This is a genomic window from Streptomyces sp. NPDC003016, from assembly GCF_053591455.1.
Genome location: NZ_JBSFTV010000026.1, coordinates 112,409 through 127,830 on the forward strand (window position 1 = coordinate 112,409; position 15,422 = coordinate 127,830).

The 15,422-nt window shown below is 67.4% G+C and carries 12 protein-coding genes and 2 pseudogenes; 6 read left to right on the plus strand and 8 right to left on the minus strand.

The features are described 5' to 3' along the window. Positions 1–34 precede the first annotated feature (34 nt). Together ACWDZ4_RS22620 and ACWDZ4_RS22625 are read right to left on the minus strand one after the other, a co-directional pair. Positions 35–3,412 carry a CARDB domain-containing protein gene (locus tag ACWDZ4_RS22620; protein ID WP_451510203.1) on the minus strand — a complete coding sequence of 1,126 codons (3,378 nt, stop codon included), beginning with the start codon at positions 3,410–3,412 and terminating at the stop codon, positions 35–37. 882 nt (positions 3,413–4,294) lie between these two features. Beyond that, the gene (locus ACWDZ4_RS22625; protein ID WP_451510204.1) at positions 4,295–5,305 is read right to left on the minus strand and encodes a LacI family DNA-binding transcriptional regulator; all 1,011 of its coding nucleotides are present in this window, start codon (positions 5,303–5,305) and stop codon (positions 4,295–4,297) included. A gap of 222 nt (positions 5,306–5,527) precedes the next feature. Here ACWDZ4_RS22625 and ACWDZ4_RS22630 point away from each other — a divergent pair, with 222 nt between their 5' ends. Then, positions 5,528–5,713, plus strand: coding sequence for a 2Fe-2S iron-sulfur cluster-binding protein (locus ACWDZ4_RS22630; protein WP_451510205.1), 186 nt, complete (start codon positions 5,528–5,530; stop codon positions 5,711–5,713). 47 nt (positions 5,714–5,760) lie between these two features. After that, the gene (locus ACWDZ4_RS22635; RefSeq protein WP_451510206.1) at positions 5,761–6,528 is read left to right on the plus strand and encodes an enoyl-CoA hydratase/isomerase family protein; all 768 of its coding nucleotides are present in this window, start codon (positions 5,761–5,763) and stop codon (positions 6,526–6,528) included. A gap of 116 nt (positions 6,529–6,644) precedes the next feature. On the opposite strand, the gene ACWDZ4_RS22640 is transcribed toward ACWDZ4_RS22635, so the two are convergent. The 6 genes from ACWDZ4_RS22640 to ACWDZ4_RS22665 form a co-directional block, all read right to left on the minus strand. After that, a complete protein-coding gene (locus tag ACWDZ4_RS22640; RefSeq protein ID WP_451510207.1) occupies positions 6,645–6,932 on the minus strand; it encodes a hypothetical protein in 288 nt (95 codons plus the stop codon). 381 nt (positions 6,933–7,313) lie between these two features. Continuing rightward, the gene (locus tag ACWDZ4_RS22645; protein WP_451510208.1) at positions 7,314–8,741 is read right to left on the minus strand and encodes a cellulose binding domain-containing protein; all 1,428 of its coding nucleotides are present in this window, start codon (positions 8,739–8,741) and stop codon (positions 7,314–7,316) included. Beyond that, positions 8,738–10,252 (minus strand): beta-N-acetylhexosaminidase, encoded by a 1,515-nt coding sequence (locus ACWDZ4_RS22650; protein WP_451510209.1) that lies wholly within the window; start codon positions 10,250–10,252, stop codon positions 8,738–8,740. Before ACWDZ4_RS22650 ends, ACWDZ4_RS22645 begins: the two co-directional genes overlap by 4 nt. 8 nt (positions 10,253–10,260) lie before the next feature. Next, entirely contained in the window at positions 10,261–11,010 is a 750-nt protein-coding gene (locus ACWDZ4_RS22655; RefSeq protein ID WP_451510217.1) for a carbohydrate ABC transporter permease, read from the minus strand. Positions 11,011–11,108: 98 nt separating this feature from the next. Further along, a complete protein-coding gene (locus tag ACWDZ4_RS22660) occupies positions 11,109–11,984 on the minus strand; it encodes a carbohydrate ABC transporter permease (protein ID WP_451510218.1) in 876 nt (291 codons plus the stop codon). A gap of 154 nt (positions 11,985–12,138) precedes the next feature. Next, the gene (locus ACWDZ4_RS22665; protein WP_451510210.1) at positions 12,139–13,395 is read right to left on the minus strand and encodes an extracellular solute-binding protein; all 1,257 of its coding nucleotides are present in this window, start codon (positions 13,393–13,395) and stop codon (positions 12,139–12,141) included. 190 nt (positions 13,396–13,585) lie between these two features. Here ACWDZ4_RS22665 and ACWDZ4_RS22670 point away from each other — a divergent pair, with 190 nt between their 5' ends. The 4 genes and pseudogenes from ACWDZ4_RS22670 to ACWDZ4_RS22685 form a co-directional block, all read left to right on the plus strand. Next, entirely contained in the window at positions 13,586–14,413 is an 828-nt protein-coding gene (locus tag ACWDZ4_RS22670; protein ID WP_451510211.1) for a GntR family transcriptional regulator, read from the plus strand. A 243-nt stretch (positions 14,414–14,656) separates the two neighbouring features. Further along, a complete protein-coding gene (locus ACWDZ4_RS22675) occupies positions 14,657–14,962 on the plus strand; it encodes a transposase (RefSeq protein WP_451510212.1) in 306 nt (101 codons plus the stop codon). Positions 14,963–14,973: 11 nt separating this feature from the next. Beyond that, positions 14,974–15,180, plus strand: a pseudogene (locus ACWDZ4_RS22680) (DDE-type integrase/transposase/recombinase); the annotation flags it as partial. A gap of 72 nt (positions 15,181–15,252) precedes the next feature. Beyond that, positions 15,253–15,422, plus strand: a pseudogene (locus tag ACWDZ4_RS22685) (IS30 family transposase); the annotation flags it as partial.

Consider the following 15,422-nt stretch of genomic DNA (forward strand, 5'->3'; position numbering starts at 1 on the left):
GGGCAAGGGCGCTTCACCGCGCGGAAGCGGCCGGCTAGTCCGCCCTGTTGACGACGAACTGCGAGCCGGGCTCGACCAGGACGTCGCCGTCGGCCGAGTTGGTGATGGTGACGTCCGTGAGGGTGGCGCTGCCCCTGGCACCGCTCATCGCGAGGATGCCGGAGCCGTTGGTCGACTTGTCGATGCGGACGTTCGTGACCTTCACGCCCGGCATCGCGCCGCCACCCGTCTTGAACTGGATACCGTCGTACGTGGAGTCGATGATGTCCGTATCACGGATGGTGACACCCGGGATGTCCTGGCCCTGCGCGAACAGGGTGATGGCGCCGAATTCCTGGTCCTCGTTCCAGAAAGCACCACCTGTGCGGTAGAGGGCGTTGTTGGCGATGAGGGTCTGCCCGGAGAAGGGCAGCGGGTCATGGTCGGTCGCCAGCATGATCCCCGGGTAGTTCATGGTGTCGGAGATGATGTTGTTCTCGATGGTGTTGCCGTAACCGCCATAGACCGCGATGCCGTTGGCGCGCCACGGCAGCTGGATCGTGTTGTTGCGGAAGTGGTTGTCGTGACCGACGTCCACCGACGTGTCCTTCACGTACTTGCTGGCCCAGACCGCGAGCGCGTCGTCACCGTTGTTGCGGAACGAGGAGTTGTAGACGGTCGAGTTGCGCGTACCGTTGGCGAAGTTGATGCCGTCGGCGTACGTGTTGCGAATCCGCATCCCGCTGAACTCCACGCCGTCGCCCGGACCCCACAGCTCCGGCACGTTGGAGTAGTCGCGTCCGGCCCACACGCCGACGTTCGCGTGCTCGATCCACACATTGCTGATCTTCGTGTCCTTGCCGAACCGCCCGTTGAGGCCGACTCCGCCCTCCTGGTTGCCGTCGCCGCCGCGGATGGTGCCCGAGCCGAAGATGGCGATGTCGGAGATCTTGGTGTTGTCGTCGATGTCGAAGCCGAAGTTGCCCTCGTGCGGGTGGTTGATGCCGCCCGCCTGGTGCGGCGGGGTGAGGGTGTAGAACTGGGAGTGCCACATGCCCGCGCCGCGGATCGTCACGTCGCGGATGCCCACCACGTTGAACTGACTGCGGTTCTGCGGGTCGTCGGTCAGGATCTTCTGCTCCTGCCGCCACTGGCCGGCCGGGATCCAGACGCAGCCGATCTCACCCTTCTGGTCTGCCGTCACCGCACGCTGGATGGCGTCGGTGTCGTCGATGCCGTCGTTCGGCACGGCGCCGTAGTTCGTGATCGAGGTGCATCCCGCGGGCTGCGCCGCCGGCGGTGCGACCTGCTCCAGGTCGATCAGGTCGAGGATGTAGAAGGAGGCCGTGTCCCCGGTGTCACGCTGGAGCCGGAACTTCGTCCCCGCCGGGTAGGTCTGCGTCAGGAGCGCGTGGGACTCGTCGAAGAGCCGTCGCGCGTCCGCCTGCGGGGTGTTGGTCAGGCCCTCGGGGTCGTCGGTCTTCCCGTACAGCCAGCTGTGCTTGGAAGAGAGGGTCAGCTTCCGGCTGAAGGTGTCGTTGACGTAGAGGCTGATCGTCGCTTCGGCGCCGCCGCCGGCCGGGGCGTCGGGAATCGAGTTGCGCACGACGATCGAGTTCGCGGCGTTGGCGGAGGTGAACTCCACGAATTGGCCGGTCGAGTTGAGCCGCACCGACTGACGGCCGGAGGACTCGGTGGCGAAGTTGGTGTGGCCGAAGGTCCGCTTCTGGTCGGAGGTGAGGAGCGCGCCCTGGTAGCGGGCGTCCTCGGCCTCGTACTCGGTGTACGGCACCGCCGCGCCGCGTCCGACGACTACGGAGCGCGCGAAGACGTTGTTGTTCTCGTCGGTCTCGGTGACCGTGCCCGTGGCGTCGGCCGTCGCGGTCAGTGTGACTCCGCCGCTCGTGGCCGTCCAGCGGCCGCTGATCGGGACGGTGACGGTGTCACCCGCGGCGATCGCGCCCGCGGTGCCGCTCAGCGTGGTGGTGCCGGCGACCAGTCGGGTCACCGTCCCGGCCGCGACACCCGTGGTGCCCCGGTTCTGTACCGCCACACTGAAGCCGACCGACGCGCCGACCGCCGGGGCGGCCGGGTTGGAGGTGATGCCCGTGACCCGCAGATCCGGCCCTGGGCTCTGGCCGACGACCAGCTTCGCCGACGCCGTCCGGCTGTTGTTGCTGTTGTCCTGCTCCGCGACGGTGTCGGTCGGGTCGACGACCGCCGAGACGGTGTACGAACCCACCGGACGCTTGCCCACCGTGACCGCAACGGTCGTCGAGGCTCCGGCCGCGAGCGCGGCCACCGGAGCGGAGCCGGCCACCGTGCCCTCCAGGCTGACGTTCACCGTGGTGGCGGCCGCCAGGGCGGTCCCCGCGTTGCGCACCGTGGCGTTGACCTTCACGGTGTCGGTCTCGGACGGGGAGGACGGGGCCCAGGTCAGGTCGGTGACGGTGAGGTCGGGGTTCGGCGCCGCCGCGCCCACGACCTGGAACTCCGCGACCTGGGCACCGGTGCCGCCGCTGTTGGAGAAGAAGGTGAGCCGGAGGTCCGCGTACCGGCCGGTCACCGGGATCGTGACGGTGTTCTTCCCGGCCGCGGGACTGAACGTGTAGTCGGCCCGCGCCTTGAGGGACGTGAAGCCGGTGGCCGACTGTTCACGTCCGAGGACCTGGATCGCCTGTGTCCTCGCCCCCCACGCCTGGTCGGGGTTCAGCTTGACGACCACCGCCTCGACGTCGGCGTTCGCGCCGAGCTTCACCGTCAGGCTGGACGGGAACCCGGAGGACTCCCAGTAACTGGTGACGCTGTCGTCATTGGCGTTCGCCGCGACGTAGGTCTGCGTCGTCGAGGTGGCCTCGATGGGCTTGTTGCGCGCCAGGTTCGAGCCGTCCGTCGGCGGATCCCCCGACCCCCCGTCGCCCTCTCCGTAGACCTCCAGCTCGGAGAGCTGCGCCGCGTTCCAACCGGAGTTGGAGCTCACCTGCACCCGTACGAACCGGACTGTGGCAGCCGTGAAGCCGATACTCACCGTGTTCACCTTGGCCGGGTCGAAGGTGCGGGCACTCGACGCGGCGAGAGTGCTGAAGGCACTGCCGTCGGTGCTTCCCTGCACATTGAGGGTCTGGTTACGCGCCTCCCACCCGGTGGGAAGCTTCAGCGCCACCCGGTCGGCCCGGACATCGCCTCCGAGGTCGACCTGGACCCACTGCGGAAAGGCGCCCGCGGGCCCTTCCCAGTACGACTGCTGACTTCCGTCGGTGACGTTTCCGGCCGGGTAGGCGCCGTGCGCTCCACCAGCCTTCGCGGACTTGCCAAGAGCCAGGTTGACTTCCTCCGCCGCGGCATGGGCGGTGACGGGCAACAGCCCGACCGCGATCAAGCCGGCTGTCACCGCGCCTGCGATCAGCCGCCAGCCCTGGTGTTTGCCTCTCATGATGGCCTCTTGTTCCATGATCCGGGCAGACGGCCACGGCTCGGCACCTGGCCTTTCACCGACACGCAGTCGACTGAGGTGAGGCGACGAGGCGCGTGTGCCGGTGCGCCGAGTGGACGATGACAAGATCCCTCGTCAGGTACCTGACACGGGACCTGCGAGGAAACAGCAGCGCTTATCTACTGGATTTGAGTTATTCGGTCGATCTTTTGCGTTGCTAAGGTGACAGGTTTCTACTAGGTCACCACTTTGTCAACGGCCGTAACAGCCCCGCGAGTTGAGGCGGCCGTTCCTGCAGGTCAGTGACACGGGTCTGGAGCCGGCCGTAGGCAGGGGCTGTCCTTCCGGTTACGGTCGACCGGCGGAGCCCACGTGTTGCTGAGGGTGCGGCAAGGCTCGGCGGTCCGGCCCCGAAGCGCCCCTCGGGGCCACCAAGGAGGAGAGAAAACCCAGCTGGGATCGGCGCAGTTCTGATGGTTGCGAAGCAGGGCGACACGACAGGGACGTACGCGCGGAAAACGAGGCACGCGCTGGCGGTCCGGGCGCAACCACGGGAGTTCGGCCGGAGGAGGTGAACCCTCGCCCGCCCTTCGTAATGGGAGGCGGAGCGGGCGAGGGGCAAAAAAGCTGGGCGGCGTTGCGAGGCGGGCGGAGCCAGGCGACGCGCCCGCCCGAGTGAATCCGACCCGGCGACAACGCCGCCACTCAACCACCATGATGAACCGGGCGCAAGATTCGCCGCTGCACACGAAACATATCGACAGCCGGTCGTGGCCGGTGGAGCACAGAAAGCACTTGGGGCCACAGAACCTGCGGAGAAAGCGAGGCGCCGGGGCCCGAGTGCCTGAAGTCCGAGAGTCCGGGCGCCGAGGCCCTGCGGCGCTACGCGGCAGGCGGCTGGGCCGTCGAACCGCGGACGACCAATTCCGGTTCGAAGAGAAGCTCGCCAGGGTGGGTCTGTGAGCCCTGGATCTGGGCGCACAGCAGTTCAACTGCGGCTCGTCCCATCGCCTCGATGGGCTGCCGCACCGTCGACAGGGGCGGCTCGGTGCAGTTCATGAAAGCAGAGTCGTCGAATCCGACGACCGAGACGTCCGAGGGAACCGTGAGGCCCCGCCGACGGGCAGCCCTGATGGCCCCCAACGCCAAAGGATCACTCGCGCAGACGATTCCCGTCACCCCGCGTTCCAGCAGACGGGAGGCGGCCGCCTGGCCCCCCTCGAGCGAGAACATCGACCGCTCGACGAACTTCTCTACCAGCTCCCTGCCGGCGGCCTTCGCCGCCGCCCCAGCGGCCTCCCTCTTCCGACGCGACGGAATGTGATCAGTGGGGCCGAGAATCAGACCGATTCTTTCGTGTCCGAGCGAGACGAGATGGCGCCACGCCTGCTCAACGGCGACCGCGTCGTCGCAGGAGACACAGGGGAAGTCCAGCCCCGCGATGGGCGCGTTGATGAGTACTACCGGGATGTTGCGTTCGGCCAGCTGTCGGTAGTGGGCATGCGGGGCGTCGGCCTGTGCGAACAAGCCGCCGGCGAAGACGACTCCGGAGACCTGCTGTTGGAGCAGCAGCTCTACGTAATCGGCCTCCGAGACACCGCCCTTGGTCTGTGTGCACAGCACAGGCGTCAAGCCCTGCTGGGCCAACGCACCCCCGATCACTTCCGCGAACGCGGGAAAGATGGGGTTCTGGAGCTCAGGCAGGACAAGTCCCACGAGGCGCGCACGCTCACCTCGCAGCTGTGTGGGCCGTTCGTACCCCAGTACGTCCAGCGCCGTCAGTACGGACTGCCGGGTCGCATCCGAGACACCGGGCTTGCCGTTGAGTACCCGGCTGACCGTGGCCTCGCTGACTCCCACCTTCTTAGCCACCTGAGCAAGTCGTCGCGTCATACGCGCAAGGCTAGCGCAAACCATGCAAGGAAATTGCATTACTTTCCCTGCGGTCCGCACGGATCCGGGTCCACCCGGGAGCCAACATGTGAGCGAGCCTCAGAGAGGTTACCGGACCATTGGTGTTTTAGTGACGTTTTGCCGCAAAGAAATAACCAGCAGACGCAATCATCTCTGCTGCTGAAGGGAAAGACTTGTGGTTACTCGTCCACAGTTGCTGGGATGGGCGCATGCCACACTCGCCTCGACTTTCCCCCAGGCGGCACCTGTCGCGCCCGCATCACCGACGTCGAGGGCGACATGCGCCGCAACTTCGCCCTGGAACGTTCCGAGGTCGATGAGGGCTACGTCCTGACCTGCCAGACCTATCCCGTCTCCGAAGCCCTGACTGTCGACTACGACAGCTGAACAATCCGATGCCGCAGGGCGAGAACAAGGGGAGGTGGCGACCGCGTATGAGCATTCGCCTCGAAGTAGCCGACGGTGTGGGAACGATCCGCCTCGACCGTCCGCCGATGAACGCACTGGACACCGCTCTACAGGATGCGCTGCACGCGACCGCCGAGGAAGCCGCCCGGCGCGACGATGTTCGTACGGTGATCCTCTGGGGTGGAGAGAAGGTGTTCGCTGCGGGAGCGGACATCAAGGAAATGCAGGACATGAATTACGAGGCAATGGCGCTGCGCGGCCGGGCTCTGCAGGACTGCTTCACCGCGGTGGCTCGCATCCCCAAGCCCGTAGTCGCGGCCGTGACCGGCTACACACTGGGCAGCGGCTGCGAACTGGCGCTCTGCGCCGACATCCGTATCGCCGCGCAGAACGCCAAACTGGGCCAACCGGAGATCCTGCTCGGTCTCATTCCAGGAGCCGGCGGCACCCCACGCCTGGTCCGGCTCATCGGCCCGGCCAAGGCCAAAGACCTGATCTTCACCGGCCGCCCCGTGCGCGCCGACGAAGCCCTCACCATCGGCCTGGTCGACAAGGTAGTACCCGCCGATCAGGTCTACGCCGAGGCACAGGCATGGGCCACTCAACTCGCCCGCGGCCCCGCGCTCGCGCTGCGCGCCGCCAAGGAAGCCGTCGACACCGGCCTGGAAAGCGACCTGAACACCGGACTCACCATCGAACAAGACTTGTTCACCGGCCTGTTCGCGACACCGGACAGAGTGACCGGCGTGCGCAGTTTCGTCGAGGACGGGCCCGGCAAGGCGATCTTTCGCTGACGGCTACTCGCATACTTCCCCCGCTGCACGCCGGCTATCAGGCTCGCGGCCAGCACGCGCACGCGGGGCCGTACGACCATACGTCGCACCGCGTCGAAGAACCCGAGCACGACGCGCTACGAGCCGTGCTCTCGGACAAGCTGGCCCCCCGCGGGCCGGCGAGGATCCGGCAGCGGATCAGCGGCTACGCGCACGAACTCGTCGCGCAGACGGTCGCGCGGGAGACCTTCGACGGGGTGCTCGACATCGCCCGGGTGTTCCCGATCAACGTGGTCGCCGGCCTCGTGGGCCTCCCCCGCGAGGGACGCGAGCACATGCACCCCGGTGCGGACGCGACCTTCGCCGGCTTCGGCCCCTTCGGCGACTACGTCCAGGCACATCTGCCGCAGCTGCGCAGCTACCACGAGTGGATGGCCACCATGGCCGACCGCTCCAAGCTCACCCCTGGCGGGTGGGGCGAGGCCGTCATGGACAGCGTCGACAACAGCCGCCTCACCCAGCTCGGCGCCATTCGTACGGTCACATCGAGCCAGGCTCATTCCGCACCGACTGGGCAGACCGCTCCATGGCCCGCGCCCCACGGTCCATCCCCTACTACGAAGACCTGTTCGAACCGATCTGCGCAGCCCGGCAAACCGCTGGCGGCCAGCATCTCGGATCGGCTCGGTCGGTGGCGCCTACGACTGTCAGCCTGTCTTTGCTGGATCCTCGAATCAGGCCGGCCCTACGGACGCGGCGGGCAGGCGCACAGAGGGCACCCGCCCGCCGGCCGGCCGGCCGCCGGATCACTGCGCGGGCACGGTGTCCTGGAACGTGGTTCCCGTCGTCCGCAGGGCGGCGACCTTCGCCGCCACCTGGGCCGGAGTCAGCACTTGGTCCTTGACGTGCAGGACGTAGTCGACCTTCTGGTCGTAGGAGCGGGGCGTGGTGCTGGTCTGTCCCGCCAGGTCGATGAGCCACTGGTTGAAGTTGATCGACATGGGCCGTTCCGGCAGGTACCGGGCGTCGTGGCGGCCGAACTCCTGCCCGTCCACGTAGTAGACGATCGCGTTGCCGTCGATCGTGAGGACGAGGTCGTGCCAGCCGGCGTAGCTGGTGCGTGCCTCGGAGTGCTGGTTGACGGCCTCCCACGGGTCGGGCCGGTAGGTCTCCCAGGACGTGGTGTAGAGGATGTTGGCGGGCTCGCCCCAGCCTCCGTTGGGCAGGTACTCGAAGTCGTACTCGGCGTAGTCGTCGGCCATGGGGGCCTTGAGGTCGTTGATGGTGAAGAACGTCTGCACGAGCCGGTCGCCGTCGGGGCCGGACCGGGGGGCGTCGGAGAAGCGGACCCGCGCGGCGTAGGTGCCGTTCTTGAACTTGGTGGCCTTGGTGAGGACCTCGGTCTGCTCCGTGGAGGACGCGGTGCCGGCCGTGGAGGTCTCCAGGTTCATGATGGAGTTGGTCCCCTCCTTGGCGAAGGTGACGTTCTCCGGCGCCCAGGCCGCGCCGGGAACCCCGGGGCCTCCGCTGTTGGAGCGCACGTTCCAGCCGTGGGCACCGATCGCCGGGTCGGTGTGGGAGGTGTAGTTGAAGTCGTCGAACAGGGTGGCGCCGGTGGGCGGCGGGTCCGTCGGGTCCGGGTCGGGGCCCGGTCCCGGGTCGTTGCCCTCGGGCGCTGTTCCCCATACCGGTGTACCGCCCACGCTGGCGGTGACCTTGGACCAGTTGCCGTACGTTGTCTGGGAGGGGCCGAAGGAGTAGTCGTCGGCCTGGTTGAGCGGCTGCCAGTTGGAGCGGTGGAAGCGCAGTTGCATGTCGCCGGTGTCCGCGCCGGGAGCGAGGGTGCCGGCTCCGGCGGTGAAACCGATCTCCAGGTAGCGGTCGGCGGTAGCGGTCGGCTTGGAGAGGGTGCCGAATGTGCCGGTGATGTTGGCGCAGCCCTTGATCGCCCAGGAGCAGGCGTAGGTGTACGAGGCGCCGGCGTCGGCCTTGAAGTAGTAGCGGATCTTGACCTGGTTCAGGGACACCGCGCTGTTGCCGGTGTTGACGGCCTTGAGCCAGGGTTCGACCTGGTCGGAGCCGGTGGCGCTCTGACGATACTGGACGGACAGGGACTCGCCGGCTGCGGCAGCGGGTGCCGCCGACAGGGTGGCGCAGCCGAGGCCGGCCACGAGGGCGGCGGCCAGGGACGTGCGGATCCGTGGGGTGCGTGTTGTCGTGCTGGTGGGGTTCATCGGGTGGTCCTTTCAGGGGGAAGGATCGCGGTGGGGCGGCTTGGCACTCCGAGAGCCTCGAGCCGGGTTCTGTGGTGGTTCAGCCGTGCCTGGAATCCGGGCCAGTCGCGGCCCCCGGACCAGGCGGTGTCGGCCAGTGCGGACAGCCGGGGGAATGCGAGGTACTCGGCGTGTTCGGCGGTGGTGACGTACTCGGTCCACAGTTGCGCCTGGGTGCCGAGCACCCGAGCGGCAGCTGCTGGGGTCCAGTGGTCGGGTGCGGGTGCAGTGGCGTACACGGCTGGCAGGTCGACGGCGTCGCCGGGCTGGCCGGGTGGTTCGTCGGGGTGGGTGGACTGCGGGTAGTCGAGGTAGGTGGATCGGTGCGGGGTCATGATGACGGGCTGACCGCGGCGGGCTGCTGTCAGCCCGTGTTCTTCGTCGCGCCAGGCCAGGACGGCGTACGACTCGGGCAGGTCGTTGCCGGTCTCTGTCCATCCCAAGGGGTGCCTCCCGCGCTCGGTCAGGAAGTTCCCGATGCGTTTCATGAACCAGCCGTGGAGGGCGTCGGGACCGGTCAGCCCCTCCGTGGCCACGCGCCGCAGGGCAGTGGGTGAGCGGTGCCATTCGGCGGTCGGGCACTCGTCGCCGCCGACGTGGATATAGGAGGAGGGGAAGAGGTCCATGACCTCGTCCAGTACGGTGCGGCAGAAGTCGAGGACCTCGTCGGTCATGCCGAAGACGGTGTCGCACACCCCCCAGGTCTTCCACACGTCCAGTCGCTGCTCGGGGAAGTTGCCGAGGTGGGGGTAGGCAGCCAGGGCGGCACGCGTGTGGCCCGGCATCTCGATCTCCGGTACGACGGTGACACCGCGGTCGGCGGCGTAGGCGACCAGATCGCGTAACTCCTCGCTGCTGTACGCGCCGCCGTGCGGTGCCCCTGCGATTTTCGTGAGCCTGGGGTACGCGGTGATGGGCATCCGCCAGCCCTGGTCGTCGGTGAGGTGCAGGTGCAGGACGTTGAGTTTGTGCAGGGCCAGCAGGTCGGTGAAGCGGCGCAGGAAGGAGACGGGCTGGAAGTGGCGGGCTACGTCGAGCATCGCGCCGCGCCAGGGGTACCGGGGCACGTCCGTGATCTCGACGCCGGGCAGGGACCATCGCACGCCGCGTACCGGTTGCGCCCTCAGTGCGGCGGGCGGCAGGAGCTGGCGGATGGTCTGGACTCCGTGGCGCAGCCCGGCGGTCCCCGCTGCGCGTAGCAGTACCGCTTCGGCGCTGACGGTCAGGCCGTAGCCTTCCAAGCCGAGGCCGGTGAGCCCGGGGTCGAGGATGAGGACGATCCGGCCGTCCGGGGCGAGGGGCAGTGGCAGACCGGTCGCGGGGGCGAGCAGGGTGCGCAGCAGGTTGGCGGCGGGCCCGGCACCAGGGGTGACGCGGATGGCTGTCGTGTCGTCGAGGGTGAACGTCCCGGCGGTTCTGCTGAGTTTCGAGGGACTGGGGATGAGCCGGGGCTCGGTGGTCGGTGGGAGCACGGTTTCTCCTATCCCTTGACCGCGCCGCCGGCCAGGCCGGTGGTGACCCGGCGCTGGAGCACCAGGAAGAGGATGAGGACGGGCAGAGCGAAGAGCGTGGAGGCGGCCATGGTGGCGCCCCAGTCGGTGCCGAAGACGTTCGAGAACGAGGAGAGCCAGACGGGGAGGGTGCGGTCGTCCTGATTTTTGATGATCAGCATGTTGGCGAAGGCGAACTCGTTCCAGGCGGTGATGAAGCCGAAGAGGGAGGTGGCGAGCAGGCCGGGCGCGAGGAGGGGGAAGGTGATCCTGCGGAACGCGGCTGCGGGGGTGCAGCCGTCGACCTGGGCGGCTTCTTCCAGTTCCTTGGGTATGGCGGTGAGGAAGCTTCGCAGGGTGACGATGGTGAACGGCAGGGTGATCATGAAGTACACGAGGGTGAGGGTGGCGAGACGGTCGAGCATGTCGGTGTCGCGTGCGATGACATACATCGGGATGAGAAGCGCCTCCCAGGGCGCGACTTGCGCGATGAACACCATTAGTACGAAGCCGCGGCGGCCTTTCCAGCGCAGTCGCGCCACCGCGAAGGCCGAGCCGAGGGCCACCGCCAGGGCGAGCAGCACACAGCCGGCTGTGACGAGGAGGCTGTTGCGCCAGAACGACCAGAATCCGTCGGCGTTCACCGCTGCGGAGAAGTGCTCCAGCGTCAGGGAGGTCGGCAGGAAGACGGGTGACTCGGCCTGGATGAGGGGGGTGGGCTTGAAGGCGGTGAGGACCATCCAGTACACGGGGAAGACGCAGAGCGCGAAGATGACCAGTCCGCCTGCGTTCAGGGGAAGCCGCCGCAGTATGCCGGAGGTGGATGCGGGGAGAGGTCTCACAGCTCGGCCTCCTGGCGGAACATCTGACGGAAGTAGAGGATCAGCACGGCGATCAGGATGAGTACGGTGAGGGTCGCTGCGGCGGCTCCGAGGTCGTAGCGGTGCAGGGACCGGGCGACCTGGTAGGAGTAGACCGGCAGGGTGGTGGTAGCTCCGCCGGGCCCGCCTTTGGTGACGGCCCAGATCTGGGCGAAGCACCGGAAGACCCAGATGACCTCGAGGCTCAGGATCAGCCCGAAGACGGGCCTGAGGACGGGCAGGGTGATGGAGCGGAAGATTTGCCAGTTGCCGGCGCCGTCGATGCGGGCGGATTCGAAGAGTTCGGTGGGGACCGTGGTCAGCGCGGAGTGCAGGGTGATGGCGACGAACGGCACGGACTGCCATACGACGAGCAGGACCAGGACGGTGAAGGCCGCCGGCCCGTGGGCCAGCCAGGAGTAGTCCCGGAAGGAGTCGAAACCCAGCTGCACCAGTGCCCAGTTGACCACGCCCAGGCGAGAGGAGAAGAGCCACTGGAAGACGGTCGTTGTGGCGATGACGGGGCTGGCCCAGGCGAGCACCAGTCCGCTCAGGACCAGGGTCCGCATCGGCTTGCGCAACCGCTGCAACATCAGGGCGACGAGGGTGCCGATCACCATGATGAGTAGGACGTTGATCCCGGTCCACCACAGGGTGCGCCGGACGACCTGCCAGAACTCGCCGTCGCGCAGGATTTCCCGGTAGTTCTCCAGACCGGCGAAGCCGGCGCCTCCTTGTATCAGTTCGGCCATCCCGTAGTGCTGGAGGGAGATCAGCACGCTGCGGGCGAGAGGGTAGGCGAGCAGGAAGGCGATGCCGACGACCGTGGGTGCGATGAGCAGGTAGGGCCACAGGGCGCCGGGGACGGCGAGCCGATGTCCGCCCGGTGCGGAAGCCGGTTCCCGGACGGAGGTCGTTGCCGTTGCGCCCGCCTTCGCGCCGGGGACGGCTGCAGGGTCGGTGCGGGTGGCGGGACGCGTCATACTCTCCTCCCCCGCCGGGCCCCGCTCATGAGTTGAGCGTCTTGCTGATGGCGTCCGAGGCGTCCTCTGCGGCCTTCTGCCGGTCGCTTCCGGTCAGCACGGCGGTCATGTATTCCTTGATCGGATTGGTGGCCTCGACAGCTGCCCACTGGGGGGAGTTGGGCGTCGCACGTCCTCGCGCGGCCGCCGCGGCCATGGCGGCGGTGCCCTCGTTGTCCTGCAGGGCGTCAGCCAGCGATGTCCGGTTGGGTACGTAGCTCATGGTCCTGGCCAGATCCCTCTGCCACTTCTCCCCGGCGAGCGACTTGACGACCTGGTAGGCCGCGTCCTGGTGGGCGGAGGCGGCGGGGATGATCAGATCCGAACCGCCGGTGAAGGTGGCCCCCGGTGTGCCCTGTGTCGCGCCGGGGATGGGGAAGAAGCCGAGCTTGCCCGCGAGGGCGGGGTTGGATTTTTCCACGATTTTGGCTCCGCCGGGAACAGCGATGATCTGGGCGACATCTCCCTTGGCGAAGACGTCCGCCTGAGGCGGCTTGGCCTCGTCGGAATCCTTCGGGCCCTTGCCCAGCGCCTGCAGTCGCTGGTAGAAGTCCATGCCCCGGAGCGCTTCCGCGCTGTCGAGCGAGCCCTTCCACTGGTCACCGCTCTTCTCGGCGAGTTCTCCTCCCTCCTCCCAGATGAAGCCCGCAAGGGTGTACCAGTTCTGCCCGGGCAGGTAGATGCCCTGCGTCTTGCCCCGGTTCAGCTTTCCGGTGATCCGCAGCCACTCGTCACGCGTCTTGGGCGGGGAGGTGATCCCGGCCTTCGCGAAGAGATCCTTGTTGTAGATCACTACGCGGTTGGCCGCGTACCAGGGGACGCCGTACTGCTTGCCTTCGATCTTCCCCGGCTCGGCAAGACCGGGAAGCCAGTCACCGCCCTGGAGCTCTTCGACCTTGCCACTCACGTCGAGGACGCCGCCGCTCTGCGCATACTGCGCGACCTGGGTGTTCCCCACTTCGATCACGTCGGGGGAGTCCTTGCTCGCGAGAGCGGCGGTGATCTTCTCGCCTATGCCATCCCATTCCTGTATCTGGATGTCCAGGACGGTGCTCTTGTGCCGCCGCTCGAAGTCCTTCTCGAACCGCTCAAGGTAGGCGTCGGAGACGCTGTCCTTCATGATCCATACGGTGAGTGCGTCGGGTCCGGACGCCTGCTCGGAGCCGGACGGAGAGGTACTGCAGGCAGTGAGCGCACACGCGGCAGTAAGCACTGCGGCAGCGGGGATGAAGCGGATCTTCACTGGATTCACCTCGAGAGAGAGTTGACCAGTTGGCAACTGGACAACGATGTGGCCCGAAGGTGGCATAGACCAATGTGGGCGTCAACCCCCCTGTAAATATGGGCTCTTCGGCAGATGGCGGGACCCGGTGCCTCTACACTGGCCTTACCACTTGACCAGTTGCGGGTGACGAGCCAGAGAGGGTGGAGTCATGGGGAACAGCTCCTCGGGTGCTGTACTCAAGCGGGAGCGAGTCCGGGAATTCCTCCTCGGCCTGATCGAGGTACGCCGTCCCGGTGACGCCATCCCTTCAGAACGCACGCTCAGCGCCGAGCTGCACGTCTCCCGCCCTACACTGCGTGCCGCAGCCGATGAGCTCGTCGCCACGGGGCAGCTCGTACGCGAACACGGCCGCGGCATGTTCGTCGCGCCCGCCAAGATCACCCAAGAACTCGCTGCAGAAGACGCGGCTTTCGTCGTGCCCCGGGCAGGGGGCACCTGGTCCAGCAAACTGCTGAGACTCGACACCATCCGGGCGGGTGCGCGTATCGGGCGCAGACTGTGCATCTCCCCGACTGCCGAAGTGGTCTACATCGCCCGGCTGCGGATGGTCGACGGGACGCCGATCGCGATCGAACACCTTCACATCCCTGCCGACCTGGTTCCCTCCCTCAGTCCGCAGGAACTGGAGGCGGGAGACCTCTACGACCATCTGCGCGAGCACCATCAGGTTCACGTCGACCAGGCGGTGCAGTCAATCGAGCCGACCGTCGTCAACGAAGCCGAGGCCGGCGTGCTCGACGTTCCAGTCCTGTCACCCGCCCTGCTGATCGAGCGCCTCACCACCGACGCCGAAGGTCACCCCGTCGAGTACGTGCACTCCGTGTACCGCGGTGATCGCTACCGCATCGTCTCCCGGCTCGCCCTGGGCGCCACCGGCCCGCATCCACGTCCCGAGAGCCACCACCCGGGCATTCCCCCGGGCGACTACGCGCACGGAGACATCATTACGTCGTCGACGACCGGAGACGCCCGCTGACCGGGCCGCCCGCCGGCAGCGAGCACCTTCGGTCATGCCACCATTCTCAGCTGTCATTCGGAGGACGCGGGGTGCAGTGCGTTGACAGCGTGCCATTTCGTCCCCGAATCGCTACGCGCAATAAGTTTTTCACCTGGCGATTCGCGAGACGTGGGGGCAGTCTTCGTCGGGCCTTGACCCCGGATCTTGGACACCGGAGAGACTTGGATCTTGATGGTCCAGGAGAACGGAGTCCCCGTGGGGATGAAGCACTACCCCGCCGAGTTCAAGGCGGATGCAGTCGCGCTGTACCGGTCGAGGCCGGGAGCGACGATCAAGTCGGTCGCTGCCGACCTGGGCGTCAATACCGAGACGCTGCGGAACTGGATACGGGCTGCCGACGGCCGGCGCTCGGGTTCTCATGTGACGTCCCAGGCGGCGGGTCCGGCGTCGTCGACGTCGTTGGAGGCGGAGAACGCGGCTCTGCGCAAGCAAAACGCTGAGCTGCGGCAGGAGCGGGAGATTCTGCGCAGGGCCGCGAAGTATTTCGCGGGCGAGACCAACTGGTGAGCAGCCGCTTCCAGTTCGTCGGCGCCATCACCTACTTGAGCGTCGGCGGCGGAAAGTTCCGCTACCTGGCCACGGTGATCGACCTGTGTTCGCGCCGCCTGGCCGGCTGGGCCGTCGCCGACCATATGCGCACGGAACTGGTCACTGACGCCCTGGCCGCCGCCATCTGGACCTGCGGCAGCCTGAACGGAGCAATCATGCACACGGACCACGGAGCCCAAACCAGGTTCAACCAGTCGTAGCAACACTCCTGATCAGAGAGGTGTGTTGTGGGACGTCCAGCAGGTTGGATGACGGAGTTGACGGGTCGGTCACCGATGAGGTCGCCGGGACGGCCGTCTACTCGGCGCGAGATCGAGCGGTTGTTCTGGGGCGAGATCGCCAAGGGCCTGACCAGTGAGGATGCGGCGGTTGCTGTCGGAGCTGCGCCGGCGGTGGGGACGCGGTGGTTCCGGCACGC

Coding starts and splice junctions, on each gene's coding strand:
- ACWDZ4_RS22645 (WP_451510208.1), bottom strand. CDS start 8,741: ATGAACCCCACCAGCACGACAACACGCACCCCACGGATCCGCACGTCC.
- ACWDZ4_RS22620 (WP_451510203.1), bottom strand. CDS start 3,412: ATGAGAGGCAAACACCAGGGCTGGCGGCTGATCGCAGGCGCGGTGACA.
- ACWDZ4_RS22630 (WP_451510205.1), top strand. CDS start 5,528: ATGGGCGCATGCCACACTCGCCTCGACTTTCCCCCAGGCGGCACCTGT.
- ACWDZ4_RS22675 (WP_451510212.1), top strand. CDS start 14,657: ATGAAGCACTACCCCGCCGAGTTCAAGGCGGATGCAGTCGCGCTGTAC.
- ACWDZ4_RS22635 (WP_451510206.1), top strand. CDS start 5,761: ATGAGCATTCGCCTCGAAGTAGCCGACGGTGTGGGAACGATCCGCCTC.
- ACWDZ4_RS22670 (WP_451510211.1), top strand. CDS start 13,586: ATGGGGAACAGCTCCTCGGGTGCTGTACTCAAGCGGGAGCGAGTCCGG.
- ACWDZ4_RS22655 (WP_451510217.1), bottom strand. CDS start 11,010: ATGGTCCTCACCGCCTTCAAGCCCACCCCCCTCATCCAGGCCGAGTCA.
- ACWDZ4_RS22625 (WP_451510204.1), bottom strand. CDS start 5,305: ATGACGCGACGACTTGCTCAGGTGGCTAAGAAGGTGGGAGTCAGCGAG.